The 17,681-nt window shown below is 50.8% G+C and carries 16 protein-coding genes; 15 read left to right on the top strand and 1 reads right to left on the bottom strand.

What is annotated here, in order from left to right:
• The first annotated feature begins 65 nt into the window (after positions 1-65).
• From JSQ97_RS00495 to JSQ97_RS00480, 4 genes are all read left to right on the top strand, one after another.
• Entirely contained in the window at positions 66-1,877 is a 1,812-nt protein-coding gene (locus JSQ97_RS00495) for an ABC transporter ATP-binding protein (protein ID WP_486389574.1), read from the top strand.
• A complete protein-coding gene (locus JSQ97_RS00490; protein ID WP_205074222.1) occupies positions 1,874-3,598 on the top strand; it encodes an ABC transporter ATP-binding protein in 1,725 nt (574 codons plus the stop codon). The genes JSQ97_RS00495 and JSQ97_RS00490 overlap by 4 nt, the downstream gene beginning before the upstream one ends.
• A gap of 557 nt (positions 3,599-4,155) precedes the next feature.
• Positions 4,156-4,875 (top strand): flagellar filament outer layer protein FlaA, encoded by a 720-nt coding sequence (locus tag JSQ97_RS00485; protein WP_205074221.1) that lies wholly within the window; start codon positions 4,156-4,158, stop codon positions 4,873-4,875.
• Complete coding sequence (locus JSQ97_RS00480) at positions 4,876-5,595, top strand: flagellar filament outer layer protein FlaA (protein ID WP_187384586.1); 720 nt, start codon at positions 4,876-4,878, stop codon at positions 5,593-5,595.
• Positions 5,596-6,042: 447 nt separating this feature from the next.
• Here JSQ97_RS00480 and JSQ97_RS00475 read toward each other — a convergent pair whose 3' ends face one another.
• A complete protein-coding gene (locus JSQ97_RS00475) occupies positions 6,043-6,762 on the bottom strand; it encodes a DUF8091 domain-containing protein (protein ID WP_205074220.1) in 720 nt (239 codons plus the stop codon).
• Positions 6,763-6,916: 154 nt separating this feature from the next.
• Between JSQ97_RS00475 and mraZ the strand changes: the two genes are divergently transcribed.
• The 11 genes from mraZ (at position 6,917) to dprA (ending at position 17,658) form a co-directional block, all read left to right on the top strand.
• Positions 6,917-7,360 carry a division/cell wall cluster transcriptional repressor MraZ gene (mraZ, locus tag JSQ97_RS00470; protein WP_205074219.1) on the top strand — a complete coding sequence of 148 codons (444 nt, stop codon included), beginning with the start codon at positions 6,917-6,919 and terminating at the stop codon, positions 7,358-7,360.
• Between the two features lie 18 nt (positions 7,361-7,378).
• The gene (gene rsmH / locus JSQ97_RS00465; RefSeq protein ID WP_205074218.1) at positions 7,379-8,350 is read left to right on the top strand and encodes a 16S rRNA (cytosine(1402)-N(4))-methyltransferase RsmH; all 972 of its coding nucleotides are present in this window, start codon (positions 7,379-7,381) and stop codon (positions 8,348-8,350) included.
• 91 nt (positions 8,351-8,441) lie between these two features.
• Positions 8,442-8,765 (top strand): FtsB family cell division protein, encoded by a 324-nt coding sequence (locus tag JSQ97_RS00460; RefSeq protein WP_187384583.1) that lies wholly within the window; start codon positions 8,442-8,444, stop codon positions 8,763-8,765.
• On the top strand, positions 8,752-10,194 hold the full coding sequence (locus JSQ97_RS00455; protein ID WP_205074217.1) for a UDP-N-acetylmuramoyl-tripeptide--D-alanyl-D-alanine ligase: 1,443 nt from the start codon (positions 8,752-8,754) through the stop codon (positions 10,192-10,194). Before JSQ97_RS00460 ends, JSQ97_RS00455 begins: the two co-directional genes overlap by 14 nt.
• Positions 10,187-11,368 (top strand): FtsW/RodA/SpoVE family cell cycle protein, encoded by a 1,182-nt coding sequence (locus JSQ97_RS00450; RefSeq protein ID WP_205074216.1) that lies wholly within the window; start codon positions 10,187-10,189, stop codon positions 11,366-11,368. Before JSQ97_RS00455 ends, JSQ97_RS00450 begins: the two co-directional genes overlap by 8 nt.
• A complete protein-coding gene (locus tag JSQ97_RS00445; protein WP_205074215.1) occupies positions 11,361-12,164 on the top strand; it encodes a cell division protein FtsQ/DivIB in 804 nt (267 codons plus the stop codon). The genes JSQ97_RS00450 and JSQ97_RS00445 overlap by 8 nt, the downstream gene beginning before the upstream one ends.
• A gap of 17 nt (positions 12,165-12,181) precedes the next feature.
• Entirely contained in the window at positions 12,182-13,423 is a 1,242-nt protein-coding gene (gene ftsA, locus JSQ97_RS00440) for a cell division protein FtsA (protein ID WP_187384579.1), read from the top strand.
• Between the two features lie 25 nt (positions 13,424-13,448).
• Positions 13,449-14,828, top strand: a complete 1,380-nt coding sequence (gene ftsZ / locus JSQ97_RS00435) for a cell division protein FtsZ (RefSeq protein WP_205074214.1) — start codon at positions 13,449-13,451, stop codon at positions 14,826-14,828.
• Between the two features lie 12 nt (positions 14,829-14,840).
• A complete protein-coding gene (locus JSQ97_RS00430) occupies positions 14,841-15,764 on the top strand; it encodes a tyrosine recombinase (RefSeq protein WP_205074213.1) in 924 nt (307 codons plus the stop codon).
• Between the two features lie 147 nt (positions 15,765-15,911).
• Complete coding sequence (locus tag JSQ97_RS00425; RefSeq protein WP_205074212.1) at positions 15,912-16,640, top strand: tetratricopeptide repeat protein; 729 nt, start codon at positions 15,912-15,914, stop codon at positions 16,638-16,640.
• Positions 16,630-17,658 (top strand): DNA-processing protein DprA, encoded by a 1,029-nt coding sequence (gene dprA / locus JSQ97_RS00420; protein WP_205074211.1) that lies wholly within the window; start codon positions 16,630-16,632, stop codon positions 17,656-17,658. The genes JSQ97_RS00425 and dprA overlap by 11 nt, the downstream gene beginning before the upstream one ends.
• The last annotated feature ends 23 nt before the right edge of the window (positions 17,659-17,681 follow it).

Raw genomic sequence — 17,681 nt, 5'->3', positions numbered from 1 at the left:
TGTTTAAAACTGAATATATATTCGGTATTTAAAATACAATGAATGAAAAATTATGGAGGATGAATATGTTGGAGCAAAAAAAACTTGTCCGTCAAGTAAAAGCAAAAAACAGGATTTCCAATATTGCGCTCTGTTTTAAAATTGCGCTCGATCTTATTCCGCAGGCGCTGATTATTCATTTGATCGCTTCGGCGTTTTCGGAACGGCTTTCGCTTTTGCTTATTGCGTTCGATGCGGGTGCAATGCTGGCATGTTTTGTTTTAAAAGCTGCATGCGGATATCTTGCTGTATGGAAGGCGCACGAGGCCGCATACAATGCGCTGACGGATTTGCGGATGCGGATTATCGAACACTTGAAAAAGCTGCCCTTGGGATTTTTTCAAGAGCGCAAAACCGGCGACCTTACAAATATCGTTGAACACGATGTAGAGCAGGTAGAAGTGTATCTGGCGCACGGCTTACCGGAAATTACGGCGGCGCTGCTGCTGCCTGCACTGATTTTTGCCGTTATGCTTTTTATCGAATGGCGCCTTGCGCTTTTAATGATTGCGGGCATTCCTCTTATGGGATTTGTGCAACTCGTGTCCGCTCCGTTGTGGAAAAAAAACTTTAAAATTTTTGCGCAAAGCACAAAGGAAATGCAGGAAAACCTCATGGAATATGTTTCGAATATTTCCGTGATAAAGGCGTTCGGCAAAGAGGAGCGCAAAACCGAAAAAACAATCCGCTCGGCGAAAGACTATGTGTATTGGGTAAAAAAATCGATGACGGGGATAAGCGTACCGATGGGGTTGATAGATCTTTTTATGGAATCCGGCGTTGTCCTCGTCATAATTTTCGGAATATGGCTGTCGGCTTCAGGTTCACTGTCTGCTGCGCGTTTTATTCTCTGCGTTATTTTTGGGGCAGCCTTTACTTCTTCCGTTGCAAAAACGGCAACCTTCCAGCACTACGGCGTGGTATTTAATCAGGCAATGGCGGGGATCGGCTCTATCCTCAATGTCGCTCCTCTCGAAAAAAAATCCGCATCGGATGCGCACGTAAAGTTTCCGGCAGCAGAGAAAAAAAATCCGGCAGCATCCGAGTCGAATACCGTTTCCGATGCAAGTGTGCCAAACGGCGATATAGAAATAAATGCGGTAGATTTTTCATACAAGGGCACACAAAAAACTTTAAAGCACATCTGTCTGACGTTCAAAAAAGGAAGTAAAAATGCGCTGGTCGGTTCTTCGGGCTGCGGCAAAACGACGCTTGCAAATCTTTTGATGGGCTTTTGGCAGCCGGACAGCGGGAGCATTCGAATCGGCGGGACGGATATGCAAAGCCTTTCGGACAAACAGGTCAATTCGCTTTTTTCTATCGTGCAGCAAGAAACGTTTTTGTTCAATTTGAACATAGAAGAAAATATTCGCATCGGAAAACCGTGCGCATCGAAAGATGAAATTATCGAAGCTGCAAAAAAAGCGCGCATTCACGATTTTATCGTGTCGTTGCCGAAAGGCTACGATACGGCTGCAGGGGAAGCGGGCGTAAAGTTTTCCGGCGGAGAAAAACAGCGCATTTCGATTGCCCGGATGATTTTGAAGGATGCACCGATCATCATTTTGGACGAAGCGACAGCCGCCGTTGATGCCGAAAATGAAGCGGCAATACAGGACGCGATTGAAACATTAAGCCGCGATAAAACCGTCATTACAATTGCACATCATTTGAATACGATTCAAAATGCGGATCAAATTATCGTAATGGACGCGGGCGCGGTCATCGACAGCGGAACGCACAGAGAATTGATGCGTCGCTGCGCGCTCTATCAAAAAATGGTGAGCGAGCAAAATAGAGTGGATCACTGGAATATAAAAGAAGGGGTACCGCTATGATCAAAGAAATATGGAATACGCTTACCGGCAAGGGGAAGCGCTCACTTTTGTTCAGCATTGTATGTTTTACCGTGTATGCGTTGTCGGGGACGGCGATGATGCTTTTAACGCTGCGTGCGATGGAAGCGATTTTTACGGGAAATGCAAGATTGTACGGCTATTGGCTGCTGCTTACGCTGTGTCTTTTCATTAAGGGAGGCAGCAATATGATTGCGGATATGCAAAAACATTTTGCGGGCTTTGACCTTGTGTACGAAATCAGGACGAAAATCATTTACCGCTTAAAAACGTTTTCGCTCGGTTTTTATACGAACGAACGGCTCGGAGAAATCGGTACGATTATCCATAGGGATGTAGACAATATGGAAATGATTGTCGCGCATGTATGGACACGGATGTGCGCCGATTTTATTGTGTCACTGCTTTTGCTTGTCTTTCTTTTTTCCGTAAATGCGGCTATGACGCTGATTATGCTCGGCATTCTTCCGTTTGCGCTTTTGTTTCTTTCACATGCATTAAAAAAAGCCGATATGCTTGAAGAAAAAACAGGCAACAGTCTTGCCGATATGGTGAGCCTCTTTGTAGAATATGTAAAGGGTATTCCGCTTTTAAAAGCCTTTTCCGAAAGCAAGCAATTCGATGAAAGACTTGCCGCGGCAACGAAGGACTTCGGCGCGCACAGCAAAAATGCTTCTAAAAACAAGGCGGCTGTGTTGTCCGTATACGGCTTTTTTATCGATTTTGCTTTTTGGCTCACGGCTTTGGCAGGCATTATCTTTACTGTACGCAAATCGTTGTCGATAGCGGAATATTTGATTTTTATCGTTTTAAGCAGAGAATTTTATAAGCCTTTTGTCGCAATGGAAATGCACTGGGCGAATTACTTAAAAGCGGCGGACAGCTTTCGGCGTATCAAAAAAATCACGGAAGCGCCTGCGGTAATCGAAATTGCCGAGCCTGAAAAACCGGACGGATTTTCCGTTACCTTTGATAAGGTCGGCTTTGCATACGAAGCGGACGGCTTTGCACTGAAAGATATTTCTTTTCATACGCCGGAACATACGCTCACCGCGCTGGTAGGAGAATCCGGTTCGGGGAAAACAACGGTAACCAATCTGCTGCTTCGTTTTTGGGATGCAGCTACGGGTACCGTCAAAATCGGAAATACCGATATTCGCAATATGAGCTATGACGAACTGCTTTCTTCCGTCAGTATTGTGATGCAAAACACACAGCTTTTTGCGGACACTATCGAAGGAAATATCCGGCTCGGAAAGGCCGATGCAACGGAAGCGGAGGTTGTTGCGGCGGCAAAAAAAGCGCGCATTCACGATTTTATCATGTCGCTGAGCGACGGTTATAGGACGCGTATCGGCGAAAGCGGCGCAGGTCTTTCGGGCGGACAAAAACAGCGGATTTCCATCGCACGCGCTTTTCTAAAGGACAGTCCCATTTTGCTCCTCGATGAAATGACGAGCAATGTCGATCCTGTCAACGAAGCGCTGATACAGGAAGCGATTTCAGAACTTGCCGCACACAGAACGGTGCTCGTTATTGCACATCATTTAAGCACGATACGCTCCGCCGATCGGATATTGGTATTTAAAAACGGTGAGATCATACAAGCGGGTACACACGATGCGCTGCTTGCCGACACAAACGGCAGTTACTATCGGCTGTGGAGTCAAGGAACACATCATCGGACTGTAAGCTTACCGTGATGGAAAAGTAGAACGCAGTTGCATTGAGTTCCCTTTTATCTACGAGGTAAGCGACTGCGGAAAAACTTCAATTGTCCATGACGGTTGTCCGCAACGCTTGCCCGCGAGCGATTTGACAAAGCGCGTATCTCAAAATATAATATCTTTCGGTATAATCAAATTTACAAAATCGTCCGATAATAGAGTATGGTAGTCTGTAAAATCAGACAATTTTCGATGGGATGAGTTGTTACGAAACGCCGGCTGAAATAGCGCCGTCGTTTCGTATTTCGAGTTTGCGTTGCAAACTCGTTTATCTAACGTGTGCGCTCCGCTCGAAACTTCGCGCTGACGCGCTTGTTGCGAGTACGCGCACGACTAAAAACTTTTTCGAAAGCTGATGCTTTCTGCAAAAGTTTTTATAGGAGTTGTTACGAAGCGCCGGCTGAAATAGCGCCGTCGTTTCGTATTTCGAGTTTGCGTTGCAAACTCGTTTATATAACTGTGCGCTCTCGCGCACGACTAAAAACTTTTTCGAAAGCCGATGCTTTCTGCAAAAGTTTTTATAGGAGTTTTGCATGAAAAAGGGCTTGGTAGTCTTTATGTGTTTCGGACTGCTTTTAGTGTTTGCGTCTCCGGCTTTCAGCCAAGATACGTTGCAGACACAAAAAAGCACCGAATCGTTTATGATCGACAACTTCAACAGCGAAGGTGAAAACGGATGGACGTGGGACGTCAGTGCGAGCCGCTATGTCGCCGACGGTTATCCGAAAAAGGGGTACTTCGACGGTATCCCGAATTCGCTCAAATACTTGCTGAAAGACGGCAAGGACAATCAAAAAGTGCTCGGCGTGCAGATCGCGTTTAAGCGAAAAGGCGACAACTGGTTTGAAGTATATCCGGTAAAAGACGGAAAAGCGTATGAAATCCCCTTTGTCGGATCGGTGACGCAGATCGATTTTTGGGTGTGGGGAGCGCATTATATGTATTTCCTCGATGTCATTGTCAGAGATGCCGACGGACGCGTTCACGTACTCCCTGCGGGCAATCTCGCATTCGACGGATGGAGAAACGTCGTCGTGTCGGTGCCGGGCTGGATACGCCAGCATTCGCGGTCGAGCAGCGGTCGGGATGCGATGTCGTTTATCGGTTTTAGGATCCGCACGAGTCCCGAAGAGTTCGTCGATTCGTATACGATTTTCTTCGATCAGATGAAATACGTTACGAGGGCGCTCGCTAATATCTTTGACGGTTACGAACTGAAAGAAGCGGACTTCGGCAATTCGGAGGGTAAATAAATGAAGAAAATTATACTGACGATTTGTGTCGTACTTGCAGGCAGTTTTGTTTTTGCCCAGAATTCGAGCCTCTTGGAACCGACTCCCGAAACGATCGGAGCCGATTCCGCCGCGATGGCGCTCCGCGAAATAAACGTCGATAAATTTGAACGCGAAGGTTCGTGGGACGTCAAGATTTCTTCGGATTACGGTTTTATCACGTCGCGTCTTTTTGACGGAAATCCCGCGATGAAAGATACGCTTGAAGAGGATAAGGGCAAAGAAGACGAAGACTCTTTCGTTTTCGGCGTAAAAGTCGAATTTTTCCGCCGAGGCGTCAATTCCTTTTACATCACGTCGGTGCGCCCGTTGCCGGTCGAAGGCATTGCAAAGACGATCAGCGTGTGGGTGTGCGGTCGAAATCAGGATCATAATCTGTGGGTACTCGTACAGGATATGTTCGGCCGTAATTATGAGTTGTACATGGGTACGCTCGGTTTCGGCGGCTGGAAAAAGATGACGGCGGTCGTTCCGCCTTCTCCGGACGGGGAGCACGGCATCGTACAGCAGAGCGCGTTTTACAACAGCCGCCCGGGCTTACGCATCGTCGGTTTCAGAATCGACTGCAATCCGGTGCTTGCGCGCGGTTCGTACTATGTGTACTTCGATGCGCTCCGTGTCGTCACCGACTTGTACGATTTGCAGTACCGCGACGAAGACGATATGTCCGATAACTGGTAAGCGCTTTCGCGTGCAATAATTCCGATTTTTATACGGCGGCATCTTGCGGGGTGCCGCTTTTTTTATTAGGTTGAATATCGAGTTTGGAAAGTATCAGCTAATCAAGCTGTGCTTCCGGCGAGAATGACCGACGTACAACCTTTGTAGACGTAGCGGCTCTCACAGCGGAAGCGGCACGTAAAACGAACAACCGTTCCGTAGACACCGCGAGTTTGCGTCGCAAACTCGTCAGTGAGGCGAAGCCGAACGCCCTTCCGCAAGCTGAACGCACAAAGTCGCACGCGTGTCTCCCGCTGCTACGCCGCATCGCGCACACGTCAAGCGGTTTCGAAACGCGGTCGGAATCTCGCCGTGAGCATAATTTTATTTACTTTCCAAACTCACCCTTCAATCGATGCACGAAACGGTTGGAAGATTTCGAGTTTTGAAAACTCGAAATCTATTTATTTATCTGATCCTATAATATCTTGGGCGGGAAAAGTCGTTTTCGGCTTCGATGAGGTTCATGTGTGAAAGCACCCACAGCATGAGATTTGCTTGCGCTTTTGCGGAAGCGGGAAGAGCCTTGTTTTCGGCGAGGGAAGATGCGATGTCTCGGGCGCAAAAACGAGGCAGGCATGATTCGGGGATGAGCGAAAGGTAGTCGGCCGCTTTTGTAAACCTGTGCGTTTCGAATATCGTTTCGAGCCGCTTATCGGTTTTGTTCCAATTTTTTAAAAAGCGACGCCGGCCGTTCGGCGACTGTACCGGCGTTTCGCTTTGCGTGCGGATTTCGCTCATCGCGATTTCGACTACGTCGAGCGAAAATCGTCTTTTTAAAAGCACGGGATAGAGTCCGGTGAGTTCGCGAAATACGCTGTAGATCGAAGCGCGGACGGGACTTTTTCGCTTCGAAAGAAGTACTCCTTTTTGGTCATAAACTTCGATGTATTTGGCTCTCGCGACGGGATAGACGATCTTGACGTATCTCCCGCTTTTCAACGCGCCGAGCGTTTTTACGAGCAACGACGAAAGATTCCGTGTCTGTATTTCGGTGATATTTCCGTGAGCGTCGACGACGTCGTAAATTTTTCCTGCGATATTGACTTCCGTCATGCATCCTTTTTCGAGCGCATAGAGCGATTTTAAAGAGCGGTGGAGAGAGCTTTCGTTGAGCGTATTTATCATTGTTTTTCGAATTCCACGATACAATTATATAGATAATCGGAGTATATTGCAAATTTCTTTGGCGAAAAGGCCGTTTTATCCGTTGACATTCGGTATTTTTATTATAAAATAGTTGCTAAGTGGGAATTACTGGGGAAAAGTGGTAGGCAGTGGCATGAGTATGCTGACAGGAGAATTTCGGAATACGCTTGACGAAAAGGGGAGGATCCTCTTTCCCGCCAAACTGCGTTCCGAACTTGCCGGAAATGTGCTCATCGTGACGCAGGCTCTTGACCGCTGCCTATGGCTTTTTACTCCGGAAGAATGGAAAACCGTTTCTTCGAAACTCATGGAAGCCGCGTCTCCGTTCAGCGAAAAAAACCGCCTCGTGCTCAGGAGGTTTATCGCGCCGGCGCAGGAACTTGAGTTCGATAAATCGGGGCGGCTTTCGATCCCCCAAAGTCTGCGCGAATATGCCGCGCTTTCCAAAGACTGCGTTTTGCTCGGCGTCAGCAAATACATCGAGCTGTGGGACGCGGAAAGTTATCGGCACTATATCGAGGAAAGCGAAGCGTCGTTCCGCGGAGCTGCGGAAGAGCTCGGCTCGATCTTTTTTTAGCGCAGGGGAGGAAAGCGCATGGAAGCGATTCATACGCCTGTTTTACTGCAGGAATGTCTTGAACTGCTTGCCCCGTGCGGCGCCGAAGCGGTCATGTGCGACTCGACGCTCGGCGAAGGCGGTCATTCGTTTGCATTTCTTTCACGATTCCCGAATATCAGTGTGATCGGCATCGACGCCGATGCGGGCATTTTAGCGCGTGCAAAAGAGCGGCTCGAATGCTTTGCCGAACGGACGATGTTTTACAACGGTTGGTTCGACGATTTTTACGCGTCCTACCCTGCGGATTTTCCGAAGCCCGATATCATACTGTTCGATTTGGGCATATCGATGTACCACTACGAACTGTCGGGCAGGGGATTTTCGTTTCGACACGACGAAGCGCTCGATATGCGCCTTGCGCCGTCGGGAGGAAAAAGCGCCGCCGATATCGTAAACGGTACGGAAGAAGGAGCGCTTGCCGATTTGATATACCGCTGGGGTGAAGAAAAACTGAGCCGCAGTATAGCGAGGGCTATCGTGAAGGCGAGGGCGAGCGGAGAAATCCGTTCGTCGAAAGCGCTCGCCGATATCATTTACGATGCAGTGCCTTCGCAGTACCGGCACGGAGCGATACACCCCGCGACACGTACGTTTCAAGCGCTGCGCATCGCGGTAAACGGAGAGCTTGCGCGGCTTCCGCGCTCGCTGCACGATGCGTTCAACGATTTGAATGCGGGCGGAAAGATGGGCGTGATCACGTTCCATTCGCTTGAAGACCGCATCGTAAAAAATTATTTCCGAAACCTCGGAAAGTCCTGCATTTGTCCGCCCGAGGTTCCGGCTTGCCGCTGCGGAGGGAGGGCGTGTGCCGAAGTGCTTACGAAAAAGCCCGTAAGTCCCTCGGCGGAAGAGGTTTCCGGCAATTCGCCGTCGCGGAGCGCGAAGCTTCGCGTCGTGCGCAAACTGTGCGATGCCGAAGATGCACGGCGCTTAAGCATCGCAGTATGATCGGGAGCCGTTGAATATGTGCGCACTTGCGCACGATGCGAAAACTTTTTCGGAAATTCCAATTTTCTGCAAAAGTTTTATGGGAGTGGGTATGAAACGAAAATACGCTCGCGTGCGCGAAACGCTTGTCGTCTGCATTATCGCTCTTTCGATTCCGCTTTTGCTGATCGCGGGCGGCATACAGTCAAGAAAATACGAAGATCTGTCGGACGAAGTCGCGGCTCTTGAAAAAAAACAGGAAGCGCTCGTCGAAGAAAATAAAAATCTCGTTACGGATATCAGTCTTTTGGCGAGTACGGAGCGCATCGAAAAGATTGCGGAAAACGAACTCGGCATGCATAAGGCGCAGACGGACGATATCGTCCGCGTCGAAATGAAGGGGAAGGGCAGTGCAAAGTCTGATGGAGCGAAATGAGCTCGTCGCTGCCGTCCGCGGTAAAGGTGTCGGACACAGTGCAGCCGAAAACCGATTTTGTTTTTCTTCAGTTACGACCGACAGCCGCTTCGTCGTTCCGGGCAGCCTCTTCGTACCGCTCGTCGGCACCGTGCAAAACGGCCACGCCTATATTCCCGAAGCCCTTGAAAAGGGAGCGTCATGCGTTTTTGTCAACGAAAGCGAATATTCAGGCGATGAGAGAGCGTATTCGCTTTTGGCGAAAAAATATCCTCTCGCCTTTTTCGTGATCGTCTCCGATACGCTGTACGCGCTGCAGGATGCGGCCGCCGCCTACGTCGCAAAATTTCCGCGCTTAAAAAAAATCGGTATCACGGGGTCGAGCGGAAAGACGACGACAAAGGAACTCGTCGCTGCGGTTTTAAAACAAAAATATAGAGTCGTTTCGAGCGACGGCAATTTCAATTCCGAAACCGGGCTGCCGCTTTCCGTTTTTAAAATCAGGGATACGGATGAAATCGGCGTATTCGAAATGGGCATGAATCGGCCGAACGAAATCGGGGAAATCGCCGGCGTTTTAAAACCCGAATACGCCCTCATTACGAATATCGGAAGCGCTCACGTCGGCATACTCGGCAGCAAAAAAAATATCGCCGCCGAAAAGCGGAAAATATTCGATTATATTCCCGAAAGCGGTGCGGCCTTTGTTCCCGCGTCGGACGCCTTCGCACCGTTTTTAATCGAAAAATGCAAAGGACAAATCGTCTATTTCGGAAACGATGTCGCCCCAAAAAGCGGCGTCTCTCTCTTGTCCGACGACGGTCTTGCAGGGACGGTTTTTTCTATCGGCGATGAGCGCGTACGTTTTACGCTTCCGGGTATGTACAATTATGAAAACGCGCTCGCAGCCGTCGCCGTCGGAAAGTATTTCGGTATAAGCGATGCGGAAATCAAAACGGCTCTTTCGGCTTTCGGCGGCGTTTCGGGAAGGAGCGAAAGCGGACATATCGCATTGAAAAACGGCAAGCGCGTCACGCTCGTAAAAGACTGCTACAACGCGAACGCCGAATCGACTGCGAGCGTTCTCTCGTTTTGCGCGTCCGCAAAAGACGTCGAGCGGAGGATATACGTACTCGGCGATATGCTCGAACTCGGAGAAGCATCCCGGGGCGTGCACGAAACAGCGGGCAAACAAGCGTGCAAAGCGAACGCGTATAAAATCGTATTTATCGGTACGGAGATGAAATACGCTTACGATGCCGCCCTCGCTTCGGGCTTTACGGGCGCGCTGTATATACCGGGCGCTTCTGTGGAAGCGATGAGCTGCGCGGCGGACTTCATCCTTGCAAACGCTTCCGACGGGGATTTGCTTCTTTTGAAAGGTTCCCGCGGTATGGCGCTCGAGCGTATCGTTCCGCTCATTGAGGCGAAGGAGGGGCGCGATGCGTGATTACCTTTTCCTCGCCGACAAGCCCGTCTCGTCGTATCGAAAAAGCGATTCGGCTTTTATCGCGTGCGTCATCCTTCTGTGCGGACTCGGTATCTTTGCGCTTTTTGTGTGTTCGCAAAATTACGCCGAACGCATGTTCGGCAATCCGTTTTATTTTGTAAAGCGCCAGCTCGTGAGCATCGCCGTCTCTCTCGTCGGATTTTTTTTGTTTGCGAGCGTACGTATAAAAATTATTAAAAATATTTTGCCGATCTTCGTGCTCGGTGTGATCGTACTCTGTCTTTTGACCTTTGTTCCCGGCATCGCCGTTGAAAGGAACGGTGCGCATCGCTGGATACGTATGCCCTTTGCGTTTACGCTGCAGCCGTCCGAATTCGCAAAATTTGCGATCATCCTCTTTCTCGCGAATTTTTTCGACAAGCAGGCACGCATCGAAAATCCCGAGGATAAATCGGTGCTGCCGGCCGTCATCGGTTTGACTTCGGTTTCACTCCTCGTTTTTTTTCAGCGCGATTTTTCCACGAGCGTTTTTATTTTTTGCGTCGGCCTTCTCATGTTTTTTGCGTCGGGCGCAAAGCTTACGTGGCTTCCGCCTGCGCTCCTGCTCATCATTCCGGCTCTCGTCTTTATGATTTTGCAGGAGCCGTATCGGATCGAACGCATCATCGGATTTTTGCGGCCGGAAGAACACGTGCGCACGTACAATTATCAAAGCATTGCGGCAAAGCGCGCGATCAGTTCCGGCGGTTTTTGGGGCAGCGGCATCGGGAGCGGTCTCGTGTGGATAAACAGTATTCCCGAAGTGCAGGCTGACTACATATTTGCCGGCTGGGCGGAAGCGATGGGATTTTTCGGCGTGCTTTTGTACTTGGTCATGCTCGCAGCTTTCGCATGGCGCGGATTGAGGTCGTCGTTCGTCTGCAAAAACCGTTTCGCCGCCTATGCGTCCTTCGGCTGTGTCGCCGCAGTAACGCTGCAGTCGCTGATGAACTGCGCCGTCGTCTGCGGGGCGCTTCCGGCAACCGGCATACCGCTGCCGTTTTTTTCGCTCGGCGGTTCGTCGATAATCGTAACGCTTTGTATGTGCGGCTTTATCGTCAACGCGTCGCGTTGTACGGTGGAAGAAGACGAAAACGAATTTGAAGATGCCGTCTATGAGGGAAAGGATGAGTGATGTAAGCATGGCTGGCTTTGCCGCCGAAAAAAAAGAAACGAAAAGCGATGTAAAGACGAAAATAGTCGTCGCTCTCTTTTTTGTTTTTTGCGCAATTTTTTTGATCGAAATCGCCGTCTATAAATTCGCCCTTCCGAGCATGCACGCTCCGAAGATCGTCATCGGCGGAGAACGCTCTCTTTCCGACGAACAAGTGCTTTCTCTTTTGCAGCCGATGCACGGTGCGAACTGGTTTTCATTCAACGCCGAAGAAGCCGTTTCGATTTTGTCGTCGGTACCGGCGATCGATTCGGTTACCGTGACGAAACGCTTTCCCGACAAAATATTCGTGCGCATTGCCGAACGCGAAAGCGTTGCGATGACTTTCGTTTCATCTGCGGGAAGGAGCATTCCCGTGTGCATCGATAAAAACGGCGTGCTCTTCGACGATGCGGCAGTCGACAGAAAAAGCGGCGCCGTTCCGATCATCTCAGGGCTTCCGATAGAACACTTGTCTGAAGGCATGCGAATTCCTGCAAAGTACCGCACGCTCATCGAACAGATTTCGGAAATTCAAAATCGCGACAGACGCTATTTCGCCGCTCTCGCGGAAATCTGCGTCGTTCCGAAAGAATACGGAAACTACGAACTTGCGCTTATCCCTGCGCACACGAGGATGCGCGTGCTGACCGACCGCGCATTGAACGAAGACGCGTTACAGTATATGATGGTCGTGCTCGACGTCGTCAATTCGATCGAGCCTGACGTATCGGAAATCGATCTGCGTTACGGCTCCGTTTCTTACCGGACGCGCTGAAGCGAGGATGAGCAGGTATGATTGTCGGTCTTGATATCGGTACGAACCATATACGCGTCGCGATCGGAGAACTGAACGATTCGGGCGGCATAGAAATCGCAGGAACGGCTTCAAGAAAGTCGGCGGGGCTCCGAAACGGAGTTATCGTCAATATCGAAGATGCCGCCGCCGCGATCAGAGAAGCGGTCGAAAGCGCCGAACAAAATGCCGGAGCCGAAGTGACCAAGTGTGCGATCGGCATCGGAGGCACGCAGATCGAAGGTTTGAATCAGAGAGGCATAACGCCTGTGACCGAACCGGGGCGTCCGCCGAGGGAAGTGACGAGGGGCGACATAGAGCGGGCGATCGACAACGCGCGCGCGGTTTTTATTCCGCAAGACAGAGAATTGCTGCACGTCGTCGCGCAGACTTTTACCGTCGACGGTTTGAAAAATATTAAAGACCCGACGAATATGATGTGCGCCCGTCTCGAAGCGGATGTCCACGTGATCACCGCGTCGAAGACGACGATACAAAATATCAAACGCTGCGTGAGCCGCGCGGGCTACGAATCGTCGGGCATTATGTTGAAAACGCTTGCAGCGACGCAGGCGGTCGTCCACGACGACGAAATGGATCTCGGTTCGATCCTCATCGATATGGGTGCGGGAACGACCGACGTGCTCGTGCTTTTGGGAGGGGCGCCCGTGTGTACGGTGTCCATCCCCGTCGGCGGCAACCTCGTCACAAACGATATCGCGATCGTAAAAGGCATACCGGTATCGGCTGCGGAAAAGATCAAAATCGAATCGGGATGCTGCTTTATCGACAATATCGAAATCGACCGCGAAGTGATAATACCGGGCGTCGGCGGAAGGGATCCCGAGCTTACGACGCAGACGGAATTGTGCGGCATCATTCAGCCGCGTGTCGAAGAAATTTTTTCGATGGTGCGGAGCGCCGTCATCAGCAATTCGAATATCCGCCGTCTTTCGGGCAATATCATCCTGACCGGAGGAGGCGCGCAGATGGAAGGCGTGGTCGAATGCGCGCAGGCGGTTTTCGGAACGAGCGCGGTGCGGATCGGCACGCCTGAAAAACTCGGAGGCGCGGAAGCCGAATACCGACGCCCCGAATTCGCTACGGTGATAGGGCTTGTGATTGCGAATAAAAACGCTGTTCAAGAAAAGAACGGCCGTAAAAATAAAAAACCGTTTTCGTCGGAAGAGAGCGGAAAAAAAGAGAATCTGTTGACAAGGTTGAAAAAATCGTTTTTCTGAGGGGAAAAAAGGTTGGGAGGAAAACATGATGGATTTTTCGGTGATCAATGAAAGCGGTACCGCCCTCGATGCGGTGAGCCCCGCGGTTATCAAAGTCATCGGCTGCGGCGGCGGCGGATCGAATGCGGTAAACCGCATGATCGATGCGGATATCGCGAACGTCGATTTTATCGTGCTGAATACCGATGTGCAGGATTTGAACCGATCGAAAGCCGAGACGCGGCTGGCTATCGGACGAAAGATTGCAAAGGGACTCGGTGCCGGAGGCAATCCGAAAGTCGGAGAAGAAGCCGCCGAAGAAGATAAAGAGGCGATCGCCAATTTGCTCGAAGGCACCGACATGGTCTTTATCACGGCCGGTATGGGAGGAGGCACGGGTACGGGATCGGCTCCCGTCGTCGCTCGCATCGCGCGCAGTCTCGGCGTACTCACCGTCGGCGTCGTTACGACTCCCTTCGAATTCGAAGGACCGGTACGCATGCGCCAAGCGCGCGAAGGCATCAACCGTTTGCATGAAAACGTCGATTCTCTCATCGTCATTCCGAATCAGCAGCTTTTAAAAGTCGTCGATAAAAATATGCCCATACGCCAAGCTTTCCTCGTTGCGGATGACGTTTTGCGGCAGGGCGTCGAAGGCATTTCGAATATCATTACAAAGCCGGGCGACGTGAACCGCGATTTTACCGATGTTAAAAATACGATGCTCGGACAGGGAGAAGCGATCCTCGGCGTCGGTCATGCCAGCGGCGAAAACCGCGCCGTCGACGCTGCGACAAAGGCGATTAAAAATCCGCTGCTCGAAGACACGAGTATAGACGGAGCGAAGAGCGTTCTCATAAATATCTGCTCGAGCGGCGACATATCCATGCTCGAAGTGTCGGAAATCATGAAAGTAGTCAGAGCTTCGATCGATCCCGACGCGAATATTTTGTGGGGTCAAGCCATCGATCCTTCTCTCGGCGAAAGCGTCAGCGTTACCGTCATCGCGACGGGATTTCATGCAAGCTTTGAAAGAGGAGCTTCGGAAGATGCGCTTTCGGCTGCTTCCGCCGTACACGATTCCTCCGTCGTCACGAGCGACGAATTTTCGGACATACTCGGCGGGCGCGGTTTCGAGAGTATGCGGCAAAAGCTTTCATCCGCCGCTGAAACGAGCCTTTTCGATTCCGTCGACTCGGATGCCGAAAAAGTTCCCGTTGCGGTCGGCGCTCCGTCCGTCCGCGAACAGGTAAATCAAAAAATCGGTTCGCTCGGAAAAGCGCTTTCGGCTTCCGTCCCCCGCTATTCGGCGAGCGGCATAAAACCGCCTGCGGGATTTACCGGAGGCAACGACATCTCTCAGCCGGCGTGCTGGCGGGCGAGCGGACGCGGAGAATTGTCGCGGACGATCAGACTGCAGGATTAGCGCGGGATCCGTATGGCTGAAAAGTTGACGATTCCGGTCATACTCTCCCGCTTTTACACGGACATCGTGCTTGTTTTGCGGCGCTCGCAGAAAACGGCGGAAACTTATCGGCTTTCTGCGGGTGAGTTTTTGTCGTGGTGCGTCGAAAAAAAAATAAAGCTGCACGATGTCGCTTCCCGCGAACTCACGTATTATCTCGTGTGGAAAAAGACTAAAGGCGATACGGAGCTGACGATCGCAAAAGATATTTCGGCGCTGCGTGCTTTCGGATCTTATCTCACGAGGATCGGTATATGGAGCGAGAATTTTGCCCTCTCTCTCGACCGGCCGAAAGCCGCCCGTCCGCTGCCGCGCGTCCTTTCCGTTTCGCAGATAGAATCTTTTCTTTCGTCCATCGATACGTCGGAGCCTTTGGGGCTTCGCGATGCGGCGCTGTTCGAACTTATCTATTCGTGCGGGCTTCGCGCGAGCGAAGCGGCTTCTCTTCTCATGCAAAACGTGCATTTGAACGAACGCATAATCCTCGTGCGCGGCAAGGGCGATAAAGAGCGCATCGTGCCCTTCGGAGATGCGGCGAAAGAAAAACTTTCCGCATACCTTTCCGAGTCTCGGCCGCGCCTTGTCGGGAAAAAAACGGTCGCCGAGGTTTTCGTCAATTATCGCGGCGATCCTCTTTCGCGAAAAGGTTTATGGAAGCGATTTTGCGGATACGAAGTGAAAAGCGGTGTTCACGCGAAAGTGCATACGCTGCGCCATTCGTTTGCGACGCACTTGCTTGCAGGAGGGGCCGATCTGCGTTCCGTTCAGGAATTGCTCGGTCACGCGGATCTTTCGACGACACAGATTTATACGCACGTCGATGACGAGCAGCTTCGGAAAAATCACGAAAAATATTTTCCGGGCCATGCGGTAAAAGGCGACGTATCCGCGCACTAATGTGCTGCCGTCGGGAGTGCAGGCGTTCGGTAAAATAAAACGTATCCGTGCGAGATGTGCGTCGTCTTTGCCCTTCGATTGCCTTGTTCTTGCAATTTTAGTATATATTGATATAGTAAACGGAAGAATTCGAAAATAGAGGTCGCTATGAAAAAAATACATATAACAGCAAGTTTATTATTATTAATTTTAATGTTCGCTTCATGCGGATCGTCGAATGCAGCCGTCAAACGTCTGCAGCAGACGGAAGAAGGCGTTTCGTCTCCGACGACGATCGACGAATACAAAGAAGCGATTGCAAAATACGAAAAGCGCGTCGCGGATATAACGCTTGCGAACGAACAAATCGGCATTTGGTATAAGATACTCGGTTCGCGCTATATCGATTTGAAGATGTGGGGTGAAGCGCTTTCGTGTTATCAAAAGGCTATCGAGTATTATCCGACAAATCAAAACCTCTATTACTATGTCGGCGTGTGCGCGGGTTATATGGCGCATTCGGCGCTCGATTACGATGCGACGGGCAGTACGGCAAAAAAATATAATTATTTGAAATTGTCGGAGTCGGCATATCTCCGCGCGATCGCGATCGAAAGCCGCTATGTCCGCGCGCTCTACGGACTCGGCGTGCTTTACGTATTCGAACTCGACGAAAGCGAAAAAGCGATTCCCTATCTTAAAACGCTTTTGACTATCGACACGGGACACACCGATGCGAAATCCGTGCTTGCGAACGCGTATTTCCGTACCGGAGATTTTCAAGCATCGGCGGCCATGTACGATTCCATTATTAAAACGACGAAAGATAAAGAAAAAAAGGCGCTCGCGGAAGCAAATAAAAAAATCGCTTTGGATGCGGCGGCCTATGGGCGTTGAAAAGGAAAAATATTTTCTTTCTCTGTGTCTCGCGGGCGTATCGTTTTTGACGCTGCGTGAAAAAAATATTTTACTCGAGAACCTTGACAGCGCCGCCGCCCTTGCGCTACTGTCTATAGACGATATCGCAATGCTTGTCGGAAGAACTTTCCGATCCGCCGTATGGAACGGTCCTTCGTGCGTGCGCGAAGCGGAAAAGGCCGAAAGGATTATTAAAGCGTTCGGCATCGAAACGATTTTAAACGGGGAAGCCTTGTATCCCTCCCTTCTTTCGGAAGCGGAAAATGCGCCCTTTATGCTTTTTTGCCGCGGGAACGCATCCTGTCTTTCAGGCGAAACGGTTTCCGTCGTCGGAACGCGGCGCATGACGAGAGAAGGAAAAGAAGCGGCTTTTTCGTTTGCGCACGATGCCGCCCGAAACGGTGTTACGGTCGTGTCGGGTCTCGCGTACGGAATCGACGCTTCGGCTCACGCGGGAGCCGTCGATGCCTGTTTCGATGCGATGGAAGCGGGGACTGAAAAAAACTGCGGAAAGACTTGCGCGATTCTTCCGTGCGGAGCGGATATGATCGTTCCGTCTTCGCATAAAAGGCTTGCGGAAAAAATTATTAAAACGGGCGGGGTTCTCGTAAGCGAATATCTTCCGGGAGTCCCTGCCGAAGCGTGGAGATTCGTGCACAGGAACCGCATCATCGCGGCTCTGTCGCCTGCGACCGTCGTCGTCGAATCGCCCCCGGGAAGCGGCGCGCTCATTACGGCGCAGTACGCCCTCGATTATAACCGCGACGTGATGATTCACGAAGCGGCGTTTTCCGCTCCTGCAAAGGCGGTTTCGCGGCAAGCGAAGTGCGAGCTCGAAAAAAAGATCGAGAGGGGAGAAGCCGCAAAAGGAAAGTCCGAGCGGACGGCGGAAAAATACGTCGCCGACGGCGCTCCGGTTATAAAAGATTATGCCGATTACCGCCGCTGCCGCTCGGAATCCCCCGGTGCGCGAAGCGGCGAGCCCTCTCTTTTTTAAGAGGGGCGAAAATTTTGAAAAAT

The sequence above is a fragment of the Treponema sp. Marseille-Q4523 genome (genome assembly GCF_016901105.1).
Classification (GTDB): domain Bacteria; phylum Spirochaetota; class Spirochaetia; order Treponematales; family Treponemataceae; genus Treponema_D.
Note: the sequence above shows the minus strand (reverse complement) of the source record. Positions and strands in the feature narration are given on the sequence as shown.

Excerpts from the sequence above, each read along its gene's own strand:
- JSQ97_RS00425 (WP_205074212.1), top strand. The coding sequence starts at position 15,912 with ATGAAAAAAATACATATAACAGCAAGTTTATTATTATTAATTTTAATG.
- ftsZ (WP_205074214.1), top strand. The coding sequence starts at position 13,449 with ATGATGGATTTTTCGGTGATCAATGAAAGCGGTACCGCCCTCGATGCG.
- JSQ97_RS00445 (WP_205074215.1), top strand. The coding sequence starts at position 11,361 with ATGAGTGATGTAAGCATGGCTGGCTTTGCCGCCGAAAAAAAAGAAACG.
- JSQ97_RS00495 (WP_486389574.1), top strand. The coding sequence starts at position 66 with ATGTTGGAGCAAAAAAAACTTGTCCGTCAAGTAAAAGCAAAAAACAGG.
- JSQ97_RS00450 (WP_205074216.1), top strand. The coding sequence starts at position 10,187 with ATGCGTGATTACCTTTTCCTCGCCGACAAGCCCGTCTCGTCGTATCGA.
- rsmH (WP_205074218.1), top strand. The coding sequence starts at position 7,379 with ATGGAAGCGATTCATACGCCTGTTTTACTGCAGGAATGTCTTGAACTG.
- JSQ97_RS00455 (WP_205074217.1), top strand. The coding sequence starts at position 8,752 with ATGGAGCGAAATGAGCTCGTCGCTGCCGTCCGCGGTAAAGGTGTCGGA.
- dprA (WP_205074211.1), top strand. The coding sequence starts at position 16,630 with ATGGGCGTTGAAAAGGAAAAATATTTTCTTTCTCTGTGTCTCGCGGGC.
- JSQ97_RS00490 (WP_205074222.1), top strand. The coding sequence starts at position 1,874 with ATGATCAAAGAAATATGGAATACGCTTACCGGCAAGGGGAAGCGCTCA.
- JSQ97_RS00430 (WP_205074213.1), top strand. The coding sequence starts at position 14,841 with ATGGCTGAAAAGTTGACGATTCCGGTCATACTCTCCCGCTTTTACACG.
- ftsA (WP_187384579.1), top strand. The coding sequence starts at position 12,182 with ATGATTGTCGGTCTTGATATCGGTACGAACCATATACGCGTCGCGATC.
- JSQ97_RS00460 (WP_187384583.1), top strand. The coding sequence starts at position 8,442 with ATGAAACGAAAATACGCTCGCGTGCGCGAAACGCTTGTCGTCTGCATT.
- mraZ (WP_205074219.1), top strand. The coding sequence starts at position 6,917 with ATGAGTATGCTGACAGGAGAATTTCGGAATACGCTTGACGAAAAGGGG.
- JSQ97_RS00485 (WP_205074221.1), top strand. The coding sequence starts at position 4,156 with ATGAAAAAGGGCTTGGTAGTCTTTATGTGTTTCGGACTGCTTTTAGTG.
- JSQ97_RS00475 (WP_205074220.1), bottom strand. The coding sequence starts at position 6,762 with ATGATAAATACGCTCAACGAAAGCTCTCTCCACCGCTCTTTAAAATCG.
- JSQ97_RS00480 (WP_187384586.1), top strand. The coding sequence starts at position 4,876 with ATGAAGAAAATTATACTGACGATTTGTGTCGTACTTGCAGGCAGTTTT.